The sequence below is a fragment of the Pedobacter gandavensis genome, from assembly GCF_014172405.1.
GTDB classification, from domain to species: Bacteria; Bacteroidota; Bacteroidia; order Sphingobacteriales; family Sphingobacteriaceae; genus Pedobacter; species Pedobacter gandavensis.
On record NZ_WNXC01000006.1, the window covers coordinates 333913 to 352419 of the forward strand.

8 protein-coding genes are annotated in these 18507 nt (G+C 43.4%); 2 read left to right on the forward strand and 6 right to left on the reverse strand.

All coding sequences use genetic code 11. The annotated features are described in order from the left end of the window. Window positions 1-104: 104 nt before the first annotated feature. Both GM920_RS17205 and GM920_RS17210 read left to right on the forward strand, forming a co-directional pair. Window positions 105-905, forward strand: coding sequence for a PAS domain S-box protein (locus GM920_RS17205; RefSeq protein ID WP_182959757.1), 801 nt, complete (start codon window positions 105-107; stop codon window positions 903-905). A 45-nt stretch (window positions 906-950) separates the two neighbouring features. After that, window positions 951-1433 (forward strand): GNAT family N-acetyltransferase, encoded by a 483-nt coding sequence (locus GM920_RS17210; RefSeq protein WP_262891082.1) that lies wholly within the window; start codon window positions 951-953, stop codon window positions 1431-1433. 55 nt (window positions 1434-1488) lie between these two features. On the opposite strand, the gene GM920_RS17215 is transcribed toward GM920_RS17210, so the two are convergent. The 6 genes from GM920_RS17215 to GM920_RS17240 form a co-directional block, all read right to left on the reverse strand. Then, window positions 1489-1710, reverse strand: a complete 222-nt coding sequence (locus tag GM920_RS17215; protein ID WP_182959760.1) for a helix-turn-helix domain-containing protein — start codon at window positions 1708-1710, stop codon at window positions 1489-1491. A gap of 218 nt (window positions 1711-1928) precedes the next feature. Next, window positions 1929-13958, reverse strand: coding sequence for a fibrobacter succinogenes major paralogous domain-containing protein (locus GM920_RS17220; RefSeq protein ID WP_182959762.1), 12030 nt, complete (start codon window positions 13956-13958; stop codon window positions 1929-1931). A 36-nt stretch (window positions 13959-13994) separates the two neighbouring features. Next, complete coding sequence (locus GM920_RS17225; protein ID WP_235964566.1) at window positions 13995-14903, reverse strand: PorP/SprF family type IX secretion system membrane protein; 909 nt, start codon at window positions 14901-14903, stop codon at window positions 13995-13997. 16 nt (window positions 14904-14919) lie between these two features. After that, on the reverse strand, window positions 14920-15681 hold the full coding sequence (locus GM920_RS17230; protein WP_182959764.1) for a gliding motility-associated C-terminal domain-containing protein: 762 nt from the start codon (window positions 15679-15681) through the stop codon (window positions 14920-14922). Window positions 15682-15711: 30 nt separating this feature from the next. Next, window positions 15712-17148, reverse strand: a complete 1437-nt coding sequence (locus GM920_RS17235; RefSeq protein ID WP_182959766.1) for a TlpA family protein disulfide reductase — start codon at window positions 17146-17148, stop codon at window positions 15712-15714. Window positions 17149-17151: 3 nt separating this feature from the next. Further along, the coding region (locus GM920_RS17240; protein WP_235964567.1) for a tail fiber domain-containing protein at window positions 17152-18507 on the reverse strand (1356 nt) is incomplete at its 5' end.

Consider the following 18507-nt stretch of genomic DNA (forward strand, 5'->3'; position numbering starts at 1 on the left):
TATTATTAAATAAGATTATCATAATTTTAACTCGAGTTTCATTTTTTTAATACATTTGCAGCTGAGTGGGTTATCCTAATTTATTCTAAAGCAACATCAGCAGTTTGAAGACAAGAAACTATAGAATTCCTATCATTTATATCGTAGTTGGTGTTTTATGGATCACGTCTAGCGACTACCTCCTGGCTTCCTTGACTTCAAATTTTAGCCCGCGGGTAAGCAACTTTACAGCTTCCCTAAAGGGAATCGTTTACATTATGGCCACCGGATTTCTGTTACATTACCTGATCAAGAAGGAAAGAGTCAGAATTGCGGAAGCGGATAAAAAAAGGATGGCGGAGATCGTCGATAAGATGAATAATCTGATCATCATGTCTGACCCTTCCGGAAATATTACCTGGGTAAACCGTGCCTTTGTGAACATTACCGGATATACCATGCAGGAAGCTTTGGGAAAAACTCATGCTGACCTTTTGTATGGTCCAAAAACTGACCTGGAAATCGTAAATAAATTGACAACAGCCCTTGAAAATAAAGAGTTCTTTAGTGGACAGCTGATCAATTATGCGAAAGGAGGAAAAGCGTATTGGTCGCAATTTAATATTTCCCCGATGTTCAATGTTGAGGGCGGACTGGAAGGCTTCCTTTCCGTAGAGAATAACATCGACGACAGTAAGCATCGGGAAGACCTGATTGTTCAGCAGCATCGGAAATTGAAGGCTGTTTCCTGGTTTAATTCCCATGAAATACGAAAGCCAGTGGCCTCTATTCTCGCCTTATCTGAATTGCTAATGGAAGAAAAGAATGCAATGGAACAACAGGAATTGATAAAATACCTTAGACAAAGCGCTATCAACCTGGACCTTATCATTCATCAGATCAATGAGGCGGCCGCAGTAAAATAAATTATGTACCTTTGATCCCAGCATCAAACCAACAATTTCCTTAAAATGATCCGGCAGTTTAAACCATCAGATCTTAACCCGATGAGGGAGATCTACAATCACTATGTGGAAAATACGCTACTTACTTTTGACGAAGTAGCCTTGACTGCGCAAGAATTTGCGGATAAATTAGCGCCTGTTCTTTCCAAATTCCCATGCCTTGTGTATGAGAAAGAAGGAAAAGTCCTGGGCTTCACTTACGCTACGGCATGGAAAGAAAACCCTGCTTATCGCTTTACTGTGAGTAGTGCGATTTACTTAGATCCGGAAGCCATTGATAAAGGAACAGGTACCGCTCTCTACAAGAAATTGATTGAGGAACTGCGCGAGTTAAAAATTCATTCTATTGTAGCCGGTATCCTGATGCCCAATGAAAAAAGCACGAGAATGCATGAACGCCTTGGCTTCAGTAAGGTGGCACACTTAAGCCAAATTGGCTACAAATTCAATAAATGGATAGATGTCAGCTATTGGCAAATGACCTTATAAAATAGCCAAGTTCATTTTAGCAGATCAATTTTATCATTTGCTAAAATGAACTGAACTAAATCTTTTCTGAACGATCAGATTTTTCCTCCGGCAGGATGTCCTGAATAGAAATCCCCAAAATTTCAGCCACTTCATAAAGTCGCTTTACGGTCAGCATGGTATGCCCTCTTTCTAACTTAGAGTAAGAATTTTGAGAAATATTAAGCATTTCTGCCATGTACTCCTGCGTATAGCCTTTCATAACTCTTTGAATTCTTAGGGCGTTTCCGAGTTTCATATTTTTTGATCTTTACTAAATTTAATAAGGAATTAGTAAAGTCCATCTTCCAAAATCACTATAACAGACAATAACCCTAAAAACACGTAATTTTCTTATTAAATAAAGTATTAACCGCAACAAAAAAAGGTAAATCACGCAAGGGCTTCATAAATGACTCCATAGAATATCATGCGCTTAAAGTAGTATTACTTCTAATTATCTTTCTTCATTTTAATCTAATTTTTTAAACAGCGGATTGGCAAACCTGAAGGTTTAGTACCAGCGGATAAGACTTGCGCCGAACCAGCGGCAGCCGACATATAAAGCCCTATTGCTGTATTTGCAGTATTTTGTGTACTACTCCAGTAAAAGGCCGAAACGCCGCGTCCACCAGAGTTACCATTTGCATCGGCTAAAAAGCCGGCTTGATTTAATTTCAATTGTAAGAACCTAGGAGCTACTATGCTCCACTCCGTTGCGGTGGGCATACGCCATACTACGCCAAGCATCATGGTGCAAGGATCATTGGCTGGCAACCAATCGCTGTTTTCAGCATTTACAGATACCCATTGGCTTGCGGGTGTTCTCAGACCGGCAGTATGCTGAAAAGCCTGGGACCGGTTAAATGCCCAATACCAACCAACATTCGTTTCTGTTACATCTGTTAATCCGGTTGCTTGCTGATCCGCACCCAGATTTTGACTTAACCAACATTTAGCAGATCCGTCAAGGTCTTCCCAGGTTTTATAAGTCACCGTTTTACTAACCGGGGCTCCATTTACCCCTGCCTGATGGCTAATGGTGATTGGAACACAGCCCAGGTTAATTTTAGTATCTACCTCACTATAGGCTGTTCCTTTAGCATTAGTGGCATATGCACGTAAGTAATAATCCTGGTCTTTTAGCCATCCGGAAATCGTGTTATTGAATGGGCCGATGCCATTTCCATTGCTAACTAGATGGTCGTTCATCGTTGGTTTTCCAGTTGTATTCCAAACAAAACCACGGTCTGTAATTTGGAGCGTTCCATCCGATAATGCAATTGCTTTTACCTCCACAGAACTTGTGCTCAGACTAGAAAAAGACACCTTATTAACGCTGGGTATGGATTCTATAATTTGATCTCTCAAGCACCGAACTGGCAGTGCCGAAGGCTTAGTTCCACTACCTATAGTTTCTGTTTTATTATTTTCCAGGGCCAGATACCAAGCGGTACTATTCGCAGTTTTATTTTGGGTACTACTCCAGTAAAAACCGGAAACCCCACGTCCGCCAGATGTTCCGTTTAAGTCTGCCAAAAACCCGGTCTTATGTAATTTTAAACTAGAATTATAAGCATCTGCATCGGTCTTCCAGTTCTGAGTTCCAGAAGTCGTATTTGCCCATTCCGTTTGGGTAGGCATCCGCCAACCGGCACCAAGCAATAAGCTACAAGGATCATTTCCTACAGTCCAGTCGCTGTTTTCTGTATTTATAGCATTCCATGTGCTCGCCGGCGTTCGTCCGCCATTATATTCAAAGCCCTGTGATCGGTTAAACTGCCAGTACCAACCAAAAGCGGCTTCTGTTCCATCCGTTAAGCCAGTGGCCTGTTTTGTAGCGCCAAGATTCTGGCCGATCCAGCATTTTGCGGTTCCCGAAGCGTCGCTGTTGACAATTGGGTAAATAATGGTTTTACTTGTTGGTGCACCGTTTATCCCTGCCTCATGAAATGCGGTAAATGTAGTTGGACAAATTTCAAAACTGGTCACTTCCGGACTATAAGCCGTACCTAAATCATTGGTCGCAAAAGCGCGTACATAATACGTAGTTCCTTCCTTCAATCCAGTTAAACTAGCCGTCATATCATAGCTGGCATCATTTACAGCAATCACTTGATCTTTCAAATCCGGGTTACCTGTACTGTTCCAAACAAAACCTTTTGCTTTTAAAGGCATCCCACCATCATTCATGATCACGCCTTTACTCTGCGCATTACCTTGAAGTACCATTGCTGCCGGAATCACCACCTTACTTACCGTTGGCACTGAGTTTACTACTGCTCCTCTAAGGCACCTTACTGACCAGGCATAAATTTTATCGAAATAGGCAACATCACTCACAGTGCCGGCAAAGTAAATGTTCCCTCCCAATGAAGGCGTACTTTGTGTAGTGGCCCAGAAATAGCCCTCTGTTCCACGACGATTAATTCCCCCGTTCTGATAATGCAAGAAGCCCGCTGCGTGTAATTTCAAATCAGAATTATAAGCATCATAAACGTTTTTCCAATTGGTTTTTATTTTGGCATTCGTCCATTCAGTCATGGTTGGCATTCTCCATCCTGAACCTAATTGCTGCACACAAGGGTCATTGGCTGAAGTCCAGTCGGCATTCTCTGTAATACTCGTATTCCATGTCGTGTTTGGCGTTCTTCCATTCGCCGCTGATTGATACCCTTGAAGTCTATTGAACTGCCAATACCAACCTGCTGAACTTTCGGTATCGTCTGTTGCACTTATAGCAGCTCTATCAGCTCCAAGATTTTGTGTAATCCAGCATTTTCTTTCGCCAGACAAATCTGTACTTAAGGCATTATAAGTAACCGTTTTAGTGACCGGAGCACCATTGATTCCTGCAATATGTTGAATGGTAAAAGAAGGGCATAACCTGAGAACAGTATGACTGCCACTGTATACTGTACCTAATTCATTGGTTGCATAAGCACGAACAAAATAAGTGAGGTTTTCGGATAATCCGGTTAGCGTCTGCTTAAAAGCACCTACTCCCGTTCCGGAAGCCACCACTTGATCTGCCAATGTTGGCATTCCAGTCGTATTCCAAACCAAACCTCTGGCGGTTACCGGGCTTCCGCCATCTAATGCAACTCCTGCAGTTACCTCTGCCTGGCTAGTTGCCATGGAAACAACCAATGCATTACTTATTGTAGGGCTAGATATAATTGGGTTTTCCATTATACAACGCACCGAATTACCATAACCTTTATCCAAGGCAATCATGCCAGAACGATTTACCGTAGCATAGCGGCCATTACCAAGTGTTGCACCTGCAGCAGTGCTACTCCAGAAATAGTATTCGCTTCCAAAGCGATCTAAACTAAGGGTGGTAATCATAATTACACCTGCGGCATGCAATTTTAATTCTGATTGGTAGGCATCCTTAAAGCCAAGCCATTTTGCCATAACATCTCCAGCATTAGTCCATTCTGTACCGGTTGGCAAACGCCAGCCTGAGCCTAATAGTAATCGACATGGATCGTTGACGGCTTGCCAATCTGCAGCATCTCGTTTCCCTGTTTCCCAAGTAGTAGCAGGTGTTCTTACCAGACCATCTGATTTATATCCTTGAATTCTATCGAATTGAAAATACCAGCCTGAAGATGATTCTCTGGCATCAGTAGGAGAACTTGCAGGTTGATCTGCACCCAGATTTTGAGTAATCCAGCATCTTGACGCTCCAGAGAGGTCGCTGCTCACCACATTATAGGTCACTGTTTTTGTAACTGGAGCACCATTTAAACCCGCAATATGCGCGACTGTAAAACTAGCTGGGCATAACCTAAATTTGGTCTCCATCGGGCTATAAGTTGTCCCTAGTTTATTGGTTGCATAGGCACGAACAAAGTAATCGACACCTTCAGACAAACCGGATAAGGTATTCTTGAAAGAACCAACCCCTTGGCCAGAAGGAATCACATGATCTGCGAATGTTGGCATACCTGTCGTATTCCAAACCAAGCCTCTGGCCGTTACCGGGGTACCACCATCTAAGGTAATCACTGATGTGGCGTCCGCTTGATTGGTGGTCATCGCAGAGATCACTACATTACTTATTGAAGGGGCTTCCAAAATTGGCGCTTCCATTAGGCAGCGTACCGAGAAACCAAAACCTTTATCCAGGACAATCATGCCCGAAAGGTTTACCGTAGCATAGCGGGAATTACCAAGTGTTGCACCTGCTGCACTGCTACTCCAGAAATAGTATTCTCTTCCAAAGCGATCTAAACTTTGTGTGGTCGTTAGAATTGCACCTGCGGCATGAAGCTTCAATTCTGATTGGTAAGCTTCGTTCAAGCCAAGCCATTTTTTCGTACCCTCCCCAACATTAGACCATTCTGTACCGGTTGGCAAACGCCAGCCTGAGCCTAATAGTAGTCGACAAGGGTCATTTACTGCTTGCCAATCCGCCGCATCTCGTTTCCCTATTTCCCAAGTAGCAGGGGTTCTTACTGCACCATCTGATTTATAACCTTGAATTTTATCGAATTGGAAATACCAGCCTGAAGAAGATTCTCTGGCATCCGTTGCAGAATTTGCAGGCTGATCGGCACCCAGATTTTGAGTAATCCAACATCTTGGCCCTCCAGAGAGGTCGCTACTCACCACGTTATAAGTGACTGTTTTTGATACTGGTGCACCATTTACACCTGCAATATGCGCGACTGTAAAACTAGGTGGGCATAACCTAAACTTGGTCTCCACCAGGCTATAAGTTGTTCCTATTTTATTGGTTGCATAAGCACGAACAAAGTAATCGACACCTTCCGACAAACTGGATAAGGTACTTTTGAAAGAACCAACACCCTGGCCAGAAGGGATCACATGATCTGAGAAAGTTGGCATACCTGTCGTATTCCAAACCAAACCTCTGTCTGTTACCGGACTTCCACCATCTAAGGTTACACCTGCTGTGGCGTCCGTTTGATTATTGGTCATTGCAGAGATGACTACATTACTTACTGAAGGGCTTTGCTGCGTTGGCGTTTCCAGCAGACAGCGTACCGAAGCACCATAACCTTTATCAATGGCAAGCATACCTGAGATACCTACTGTAGCATATCGGCTATTCCCATAAGTTGCGCCTTCGGCACTGCTACTCCAGAAATAATGTTCTCTTCCAAAGCGATCCATCCCTCCCGAATTTATCATAATTACCCCTGCGCCATGAAGCTTCAATTCTGATTGGTAAGCATCATTCAGACCGATCCATTTTTTTGGACCGTCCCCCGTTTTGCTCCATTCTGTGCCGGTAGGCAAACGCCAACCTGATCCTAAAAGCAGTCGACATGGGTCATTAATTGCCTGCCAATCTGCGGCATCACGTTTTCCTATTTGCCATACGGTAGCAGGTGTTCTTACTGCAGCCTTATTCTTATAGCCTTGCATATTATCGAACTGCCAATACCAACCGGAAGAAGATTCTCTTCCATCATTAGCGGCATTGGCTGGTTGATCGGCACCTAGATTTTGAGTAATCCAACATTTTGCGGAGCCGGAAAGGTTGCTGCTCACCACGTTATAAGTGACCGTTTTGGTTACTGGCGCTCCATTTAACCCTGCAACGTGCATGACGGTAAAGCTAGGCGGACACACCTTAAAAGTATTGACCTCATCGCTATAAACGGTCCCAACACTATTGATTGCAAATGCACGGATATAATAAACCGGACCTTCTTCCAATCCTGCTACTACCCTGCTGAAAGTTCCTTTTTTAAGCTCTCCAGGGATCATTTGATCGATTCCGACCTCCGGATTGCCAGTAGTATTCCATACCAATCCACTTGCAGAAATGACATCACCACCGTCCGAAATAATTTCTGCACTTACCTTCGCCGTAGTGCTGGTCATTTCATCAATTTGAACTTTACTGATCACTGGAAGCAACATGGCGGTTGTAAATTGTTGCTGATCTCCGTAAGCAGTGCCCTTTATATTGACGGCATAAGCACGTACATAATAAGTTGTACCGCTGGTTAATCCGTCAAATTTTATGGCAAAACCACCGGTACCAGCGTTCGTATCTTTCAATTTCGTGATCAAGGCTGTAGTTGGATCAGGGTTGGTACTCCAGCAAATTCCACGTTCCGTAACCGACATGCCACCATCGTCTGTAATGTGACCTCCGGAAACTGCAGAGCTACTCTTGATTTCTGTAGCGCTGCTGGTCTGGATGGTTGGTAAAGTCACCGGTAAGGTGGTTGCGGAAACCTGACTACCGTAAGTTGTTCCTACCGCATTGGTCGCATAAGCACGAATATAATACGTAGTATTATCGATAAGTCCGCTAATATGTGAAGTGAATTTCCCGATTCCGACAGTGGTATTGTCGACAGTTTTAGCACTAGATTCCAAAGTCGGATTACCGGTTGTATTCCAGGTTAAGCCTCTTGCCAGGATTGGTGTCCTACCATCGTCAGTAATGTCACCACCACTAGTCGCCGTTGTGGCATTGATATTGGTAACCGCTGTGGTCACTGATAAAGTAGGAAAAGCATTGGTCAGGAAGCTGCGTTCCACGCCATAAGCAACACCGATATTGTTCTGTGCATAAGCACGAACATAGTACAAGATGTTTGGCGTTAAACCAGTCATGGTGGAGATAAATGGATCCATACCATACCAATGGTAAGAGATGTTATCATAAATGGTTGGGTTTGTTTTTATGCTCCAAACCAATCCTTTCTGGATCACATCGGCACCGCCATCACTGGTAATTGTTCCACCACTTGTGGCAGAAAAACCACCCAATGAGGTCACTTCTTCGGTATTTAAAACTGGTGCTGTTGGGAATAAAGTAACCTTTACCTGGTTGCCATAAGCGGTTCCCGCAGCATTCTGGGCATAGGCACGAACATAGTAAGCGATACTCATTTTTAAACCGGTAACTTCACTGTTAAAACTGCCTATTCCCTGGCCATCATTGGTTCTGTTTAACAATTCCGTATCTGGATTAAAGTTCTTGTCGGTACTCCATACAACTCCGCGGTTAGTGATTGCAGCCCCGCCATCCTTAGTGATCTGGCCACCTGTAGTTGCGCTGGTTTTAGAAGAAGGCGTAATGTAACTGGTTGTTATCGTCGGTAAAACTGCCGGGGTGGTAAAGGTCAACTCATTTCCATAAGCTGTACCCTCACTATTGCTCGCATAAGCACGTACATAATAAAGGGTAGTCGGTTCTAATTTAATCAGCGTACTTCTAAACGTACTCCCATTACCCATATCATAACTGGTTTCATTAGCTGTGCCCAGCATCGGGTTCGGCAGGGTACTCCATACCACTCCTTGGTTGATGATCGTTGCTGCCCCATCAGAAATTATGGTACCACCACCAACAGCAGTAATTCCGGCAGAAGAAACTGCAACAGGAATCGTGGTCAATGTTGGGCGAATCGGTGTAATAAAGCTCAGTTCATTTCCATAAGCGGTACCGACACTGTTGTTTACATAAGCGCGTATATAATAAGTGGTTCCTGCTTTCAAACCGGTAATGACACTAGAGAAACCTCCTATGCCAACACCTGGTTGAACTGTTTTTTGCTGACTTATGGTATCCGGTCTGAACCCAGCCTGGGTACTCCATACCATACCTCTGGTAGTGGTTTCTGCACCACCATCATTTGAAATATTCCCTCCGGTAATTGTCGAAAACCCGGTAGTTCCAGTTGTTGCTTTTGTACTTAGCGTAGCCAATACGGGTGGGTCAGTTTTAAAGCTCAATAGGTTACCATAACTGGTGCCCGCAGCATTTGTGGCGTAAGCCTGAACGTAATAAGTAGTATTTGCTTTTAGCTGGTTAAGGTTACTTTCAAAAGCACCATTACCGCCGCCATGATATGTTTTATTAACCGTAATCGTATCTGCATTGAACACTGGATTTAAACTCCAGACCATCCCCCGGGCAGCAATAGCTGAACCTCCGTCATTGTTAATTTCTGCCCCAGCCTTTGCAACTGTACTTCCGGTAGCGATGGCATAAGTGGTGGTCAGTACTGGTTTCTGAGGGGTAATAAAACTAACGATATTGCCATAGGTAGTACCTGCACTATTCACTATATAAGCGCGTACATAATAGACACTATGTTCTGCTAATCCGGTTAATTTGGTACTAAAGCTGCCGGTAAAATCACCTGTTTCAATGGTTTTATTCTCGGTGATGGTATCGGGATTAAAGTTCGCATCAGTGCTCCAAACAAACCCTCTTGTGGTCACTAAGGCTCCACCATTGCTTAAAATCGTACCACCAACAGTGGCGGTACTTGCCGAAGTCAAAATCGCCGGATTGGTACTCAATGTGGCCAAAATAGCGGGCTGTGTTTTAAAGGTTTGCACTGCACCATAAGCAATACCGACACTATTGATCGCATACGCCCTTACCTGATAAGTGGTATTGCCTAAAAGGCCATTGATCGCAAGGCTGAAAACTCCGGTTCCTGCGTTGTTACTGCTATGTTGTTCATTAATGGTTGGCTGTGGCGAAGTACTCCAACAAATTCCGCTGCTGGTTACCTCAGTACCTCCATTGTTGATCATTGTTCCGCCGCCGATAGCCATCATGCTGGTAATGCTATTTAATGCGATGGCATTGGTGCTCAACTCAGGCACATCGAAAGTGGTAAATTGTAATTCATTTACCGCATAAGCAGTACCGGCACTATTGGAGGCAAATGCCCTCACATAATATATCGTACCTGGCAATAAGGCAGTCATGGTCATTGAGAAATTACCCGCTCCAGATGAATTTATTCTATTGGTGGTTGAAGCTTCCGGATCAAAACCTTTAATGGTGCTCCATACCAAACCACGATCGCTAATCACTGCGCCACCATTGCTGGAGATCTTACCACCACTGGTTCCGGTAATTCCTTTAGATCCGCTGCTTGCAATTGTTGTGCTCAGGGTAGCCAATACTGGCGGTGACGTTACAAACTGTTGCACATCGCCATAGGCAATCCCCGCGCTATTCATCGCGTATGCGCGGATATAATAAGTTGTATTTCCCAGTAAATCGGTTAAACCATGAACAAAGCTTCCGATTCCCAAACCACCATCCGTATGTGCATCTGCCGTAGTTGGCATCCCTGTGGTGCTCCAACAAATACCGCTTTGAAGTACTGGTGTTCCACCATCGGCACTGATATGACCACCACTACTTGCCGTATTGGCGGTAATTAAACTGGCTGGCAAAGTGCTTAAAGTAGCGATAGTAGCAGTGGTAAAGCTCAATTCATTTCCATAAACCACACCGATATCATTGATGGCATAAGCACGGACATAGTATTTTGTTAAAGGACTTAAGTTTTTAATTTGCGTAGAAAAAACCCCTGTCCCCTGACCGCTTTCTTGGGCTTCATCTGTGATTTCCGGATCACCAGTGGTGTTCCAGCAAATCCCTCTTGAAGTGACAGGGCTTCCACCATCATTGATCACTTCCGCAATGCTCGTAGCGGTTACTCCGCCAATATTTTCTATTTTCAGCGTCTTGATTTCCGGTAATATTGCCGGAGCGGTTCTAAAAATTTCTTGATTTCCGTAAACTATTGCTCCTGCATTTCCTGCATATGCACGAACATAATAAGTGGTACTACCGGTTAAGCCCTTCAGGTAACTGACAAAACTTAGTTCATTGCCTTCATTTGGGATCACCTGATCTGCAATAGTTGGGTTTGGTCCTGTCCCCCAGGCAACACCTCTGAAGGTGATTGCTGAACTACCAGGGTTTACAATTTTACCTCCTGTGCTGGCACTAACACTAGTCAGCTCCGTAATTTCTGAAGTGTTTAAGCTGATGTAAAGTGGGGTAGTGAAACTCAGTTCTTTGCTATAAGTAGTCCCGGCGCTATTGCTTGCATAACCTTTCACATAGTAAACTGTGCCTGGTAATAACCCTGCCAGTTGCACATTAAACTCCCCAATATCGTCGGGATTAGTTATCGCCGATTCCTGGTGTTGATAATTCAGCCGATCTGTACTGAAGGCAATTCCTTTGGAGATGATTGGAGCACCCCCATTGTCCTGAATCCAAACCTGAACCATTGCTTTGGTATCGGCAATGTCCTTTACTGCGATGGTATTGTTTGTTAAAACCGGAGGTTGTACCGGTCCTGAAATAAAAGTAAGCAGATCGCCATAAGCCTTTCCAAACCTATTTTCTGCGTAAGCACGCACATAGTAAAGGGTATTTCCCATGAGGTTGCTCAGGAAACTTTGATAAGTACCTGTGCCCAACCCATCTTTGATAGTTGTGCTGGTCTGTTGATTTTGTGGATCGCCTGGATCGCCTATTTGGCTCCAATATACCCCTCTGGCGGTGATGTCGGCATCGCCATTGCTGGTGATAATCCCACCTCCTGTTGCCGTTCTGTTGGTGATTGCAGAAATTGCTTGTGTACTCAATTCAGGGATTCCTGGAAGGAGCGTGAAAGTCTTATCGGCGCCATAAACAGTGCCAACTACGTTAGTCGCGTATGCCCGTAAATGATACACCGTATTCGGTTCCAAACCGCTGACCATACTAGTAAACACCCCTAAACCACTACCGCTGTTACTACTTGCAGCATTGCCTAGTGTAGGGTTTTCTGCGGTACTCCAAACCAGTCCACGGGAAAGTACTACTGCACCTCCGTCTGTAAGAACCTGGCCGCTACCTTTAGCGGTATTGTTAAAGAAAGAACCTACGGTAAGTGTGTTTACTGTTGGGTAACCAGGTGTTTGGAATACCTCTTCGTTACCATAAGCAACGCCTACATCGTTTACTGCATAGGCGCGTACGTAATAAGTACTGAGCGGGCTTAAATCCTTAATCATACTGGTAAAACTTCCGGTACCATCGCCAACAACCGACTGCTCTGTTTTTGTGCTTAGGTCTATGGTTGGCATTGGATTCGTACTCCAGCAAACCCCTCTTGCAGTAATTTGTGCTCCACCATTGGTGCTGATTAAACCGCCACTGTAAGCGGATACCCCAGTTATTCCATTCGGTTTACTGGTAATAATCAATGCTTTTCCATTGGTAATAAAACTGGTCTCCGAAGTATAGGATGTCCCGGCACTATTGCTGGCATAGCCTTTCGCATAATAGGTAGTTCCGGGAAGCAGGTTGCTTAGGTTTGACACAAAGATCCCGATATCTGAAGGGTTAATCGTTTCCGAAGCCTGATGTGTCCAATTGATCTGGTCAGTACTCCATAAAAACCCACGTTCAGAAATAACTGCCCCACCATTATTTAAGATATTGACTTTTCCTGTAGCAGAATGATCGGTGATATTTGTCATCGTTACCGTTGCCGAGCTCAGTACTGGCGGCACGGGTGGCGGCGTAGTAAAGCTCAGTAAATTGCCATAAGCAGTACCCATCACATTGACTGCATATGCCCGTACATAATAGGTGGTATTCCCTAATAAGCCCACCAAGGAACTTGGGAAAACACCTACTCCTGAACCATCGTTAGTCATGATTGCATCTTTATCATCGGCAGGATCTCCTTTGATGCTCCATCGGATACCACGGGAGGAGACCGGGCTACCTCCATCATCAGTAATCTCCCCACCACTAATGGCATCGATACTCGTGATGGCATTTACAGGTAAGGTAATAATAGTTGGCAGGTCGTAAAGCGTCGTGAAAATTCTATCTTCACCATATACCGTTCCCTGGCTATTGGTAGCATAGGCGCGCACATGATAGGTGGTGTTTTGAAGTAAATTGCTTAACGTTCCTGTAAAATCACCTAATCCGCCATCTGTCACCAGGCTTACAGTTTTAGTATTTAAACTGATGTCTGGATTTGGATTGGTGCTCCAACAAAAGCCTCTTATGCTCATGTCTGCACCACCATTACTCATCACTTCTCCATGCCCTAGAGCAGTAGTTCCTTTAATATCGGTAACGGCAAGGGTGGAAACTTCAGCCACGCATTTTAAGTCTTGCCAGATCAGCCCATCAAAATACCTTATCGATTTCGAACTGGCATTGAGGTAAAAAGCACCGGTATGGATGGTAATAATGGCTGGGTCTGAAAGTAGAATCGGGAGTTTAAAAGTTTGAGCTGCTGTTCCTGACTCAAAACCACTACTTGGTGTAAATATACTTTTACTCAGGTCTTGAATCTTTATCCAGGCATTGCCATTATAGATCATCGCTGCTTTATGGATGGAAGAAAAATAAATGGTGCCTTGTTTATTGCTATTTGCCGGGTCTTTGTTGAGCACAGGCAAATAGGGAATCCCCTCCTTCACCATGAAATAATCTTCGGCACTTACCGTTTGCATGGTATTGGTACACAGATTTTCCCAATTTGTACCATTATAAATTAAGGGCTTCCGCTGAATACTACTGTAAACCAGCATTCCTGTTTTCGGCTGTTGGATGGTGGTTTGATCCAGTACGGCCAACTGCGGAATTCCGTTTAAAACGCTAAAATATTGTTGAGCAAAGACCTCATTTCCAAGAAAAAGTAAAAATAACAATACAGGATAAAGGAACTTTTTCAATAGGATGAGTGGTAATTTTTATACTATAGATTTGATTTATTTTTTTCCTTCGTTAAACAGTTTAATCTTGATATTGATCTCAAAATCGCCACCGGTACGTTGGCGTTCTCCAGCCAGCTGACTGGTATAATAACCTTGAATAATGTACCTGTCGTAAGCTACCCCTACGCCAAACGTAGAGCTCTTATCGCTATGGTACATCCCTAAAAAGGAAAGAATATTGTTTTCCAACTTCACATTTGTACCCAGGTCCCAGATATTATCAATGTCTTTTGCGCCTCTAAAACTGATCTTTGGTTCAATAGAAACGACATCCAGACTGGTACCGATTTTATAAGAAGCGGCAACAAAATAAGTAGAACCATCTACGGTATTCTGATCGTCCTTTTGCATGAATTTTTTAAGGTTGGGTAAAGCACCTTGCAGGGTGAACCTTTCGTTGGTAAAGGCAATTCCGAAATCACCATCAATAAATGGTTTACGCTGATTGAAGTTCTGGGCAGAAATATCATCTGGTGCAGCAATAATGTTATTGTTGTCCAGTTTTTCTTTCATCACCCCAAGAGAAACTCCAAAATGCAGGCTTCTGTTATCACCATTTAAAGACAGGTGATAGGCATAAGTTCCCATTACGCGGGTACGTCCGATAAGTCCGGCATTGTCATTGTAAACAGAAAGACCTAGTCCAACTTTTTCATAGCGGTAATCACCGGTTACGGCCATAGTTACTGGCGACCCTGGAATGGATCTCCATTGATTGCGGTAACTCATGTTCACATTTAAGCCTTCCGTCATCCCAGCAAATGCCGGGTTACTGAGGTATTGATTTTCATAATACTGGGTACCCAATGGTCTGATCTGAGCCAGTGCATTTTGCCCTGTAGTAAATAGCCCCATCATTATACCTCCACCTACTAAAATCCTCCGCATTACTAATTTCATCATGATCAATTTTATATGATTATTTGTCTCTTACTATTGAAATAAACCCTGTTTTTTTAGATTTCCCGGAATCTATGGTCAGGATATAATAATAGGTATCCTCTTGTAGGGGAATCCCGTTAAACATCCCATCCCAGGAATTGTCGTATCCAATCATGGTAAATACCACTCTCCCCTCGCGGTCAAAAATCCTCAACTCATTGTTTGGATAGAGCTGGATATTTTTAACGATCCAGGTATCGTTTTTGCCATCCCCATTGGGGGTGATCATATTGTTCGCTTCCAGGTCTGCATAAGGTTTAGCTACCGAAGCGGCCATACTTACTGCGGTGAGGTCTGAAAGCAGGATTGCTTTGGCAAACAACTGACCGATATACCGCTGTTCCGGATTCACCACACTTTCATTAACCTGGATAAAATCTTTGGCATTGTTACTGGTTATCGGCGAATAGGTCAGCACTAAATTTTTGCCTTCATTGCCATTCAGTTCCACATCTTCATAACCAAGTGCCAGCTCCCCTTCAAAGCTGACCGCTCTGCTGAATCTGTACATCCTTTGAATGCTATTGAATTTTGGAAAAATCACCACATTGGGCTGTTTGCTAACGGTTAGGTTGTTCAGAAACCAGTCGTTGGTTGGTACCAGTGTTAATCCTTCCGTGCTGAATACGGTACCATTTTGAATAAAAAGACCTTCCGAATTCACCTTTAATTGTGCTTTCGATACTGCAGTTGTTAAGAGCAGAAATCCGATAGCCAGTGATGCGATTATTTTCATCATTATTTTTTGATTTATCCGTGTAATACGGTATTATTTCATTTCTGCTTCCAACTGCGCTACAGTTTCCGGCAAGCCCACAATTTTGTTAGTTTTGGCATCTACCAATACCATCGTTGGCGTAGACAGCACAAAATAGGCTGCAGCTTCCGGGCTTCTAATTCCTTGTTCCGCTCTTTTATGTTTGAAAGCGCTCAGTTTCAGTTTTGCTTTTTCCCATGCCGGGATTTCTGTTTCTGTTTCATCCAGACTGATGGCAAATACGTCCATCATTTCAGTTTTCACAGGGTCTTGGTACCAAGGGTGTAATTTCTCCATGAGCTCCTTACAATGCTGGCAGTCGGCCGACCAAAACAGCACAAGCTTGTATTTTGCTTCTGTTTTAAAATCATGGAAAGGCACGCTTTTACCGGAAGCTAATTTCCAATTGAAGTTAGGCGCCACTGAACCCACTGTTAGTGTCTCTATCCCTTTCAGACGCTGCTCAATTGCTTTTCTTTTGCTCGTCTGGCACAATGGATCATTCAGGTAAGGCTCCAGCATTTTAATGCCGGCAGTCATGTTGAAACTTTCAAATCCGTTATAGAAATAATCAACCATCCAACCGTAAACCTGAGGGTTTCCCAGTTTTGCTTTTTCAATCGCTCGTTTTCCGGCAAGTGTAAATAGCGAATCACGGAGTTCCATTGTGGTCGACATCGAGCCATAGATGTTCACGTATTTATTCATCCATTCCTTGATCTCATTCGTTTTGATGATGGCTGGATTTTTAAAGTTCATCCCATCAAAATAATGTGCAATCACAGAGTTCAAGCGGTCTTTTTCTGTGCCGTTCCAAACGATTGGTGGGATGTGTTGGAAGACGAAAGTATTGCTGACAAAACTGCTCTTATATTGTTCAGTTTGCCCGGCAATCCATTTATTGTATTGCTCGCGTCGGCCATCATATTCTGTAGTTCCCATTTGGAAAAACTTAGACGTTGGCTGATCATAATTCATCAGAAAATTTTGTAATAAACCCAACTGTTCTCTTTTCTTGAAGTTCTCCATGGCGAAGCGGGTCATCAAGGTATTTTCCTTTTCGTCCTTTTGGAAATAAGTGCTATCTGGATTGGTTAGCGCTTTCGGTTTCGCCCAGAGTTCCAGGTTCTGATCATTAATAAAAATGTGTTTTTCTGAAGGATAAGGATTGCTACTTTCCTGCTCCTGGAAATCAAAACGCAATACAAATTCTGCTGGCAACAGTGCTTTAGGAATGGTCAATGTTGCTGTTTCTCCTTTGTTAATTGAAGGATGCTCTACTACCGTTTTAATGGAAGGACCGGTTAAAGAAAGTAGACTGATCTTGCTTTTAGCCACCCCAGACAAATGTATCTTTAAACTGACATCCTGGGCCTGTGTAGCTAAAGTCATCATGCCCGATAAGGCAGTGATCAGAAGTACGTTTTTAAGTGGATTTATGGTCATCATCAATTATTTTAATTTTTTAAGGATTTGATCGATCTGCTCTTGTTGTTTATTCATTCGCATTTTCAATTCCTCAATTTCTACTTGTTGTTCTTTTATGGCCTGAATCAGGATTCCAGTAAGTTGAGTGTAGTCTACTTTTAGAAAACCATCTTTTCCTTGCGTCACCATTTCAGGATATACCTTTTGTAATTCCTGAGCGATAACTCCGATCTTCGGACCTGTTGCGTATTTAGTCTGGTCTTTATATTCGAACCTTACTCCCCTGATCTGATCGATCTTTTGAAGTGTTGAGCTTAACGTTTCGATATGGTCTTTTAACCTGCGGTCTGATGGGGTGTAAAAGTTCTGACGTATGGTCGCGCTTTGCGCAAAAATCACACTTCCGTCTGCTTCAACAGTTAATCCTTTGCCTGCTCCACCATCTGCACTAATTGCATAAGCACCAAGCTTGATATTCTCCACGGCAGTATGGTTACCCAGGTTATCTTTTGCAGCAGCTGAAGCAGCGGCTAAGCCTGCATCAAGTGCTTTTTTATTGACCGCATCGGATTCATTCTGTGGATCAGCAAGGTTGGTAATTTTAAAACCGCCCATTTCGACATCCTTTACTGCGGCTGCAAATCCACTTAATGGTACTGCTGTTTTAAGGGTTGAAGTGGCAATTCCTTTTGCGTTTCCTACATATAGATTTCCCTCATCCAGTTTATTGTCCATCGGAATCCATTCGGTGCCATTGTACACGTACAAATGCTGGTCTGTGGTATTGTAATAAGTATCACCGGCAACAGCTGTTGTTGGTGCTGTTGGCTGTTGAGGTGTTTTAACTGTTTTGGAATCTACATAAGCTTTAGTGGCCGCATCTTGCGCTAATCCTGGATCCGAAAGACCGGTTAATTTGAACCCTCCCATTTCTACATCTTTTACTGCTGCACCGAATCCACTCAATGGAACTGCGGTTTTAAGTGTGGAAGTAGCAATCCCTTTTGCGTTTCCGACGTATAGATTTCCATCATCTAGTTTGTTGTCCATCGGAATCCATTCAGTTCCATTGTAAACATATAAATGCTGATCTGTGGTATTGTAATAAGTATCACCAGCAACTGCTGTTGTTGGTACTGTTGGCTGTTGAGGTGTTTTCGAAGTTTTAGAATCAACATAGGCTTTAGTCGCCGCATCTTGTGCTAACCCTGGATCCGAAAGACCGGTTAGTTTGAAACCACCCATTTCTACATCCTTTGCTGCTGCACCGAATCCACTCAATGGAACTGCGGTTTTAAGTGTGGAAGTAGCAATCCCTTTTGCGTTTCCGACGTATAGATTTCCATCATCTAGTTTGTTGTCCATCGGAATCCATTCAGT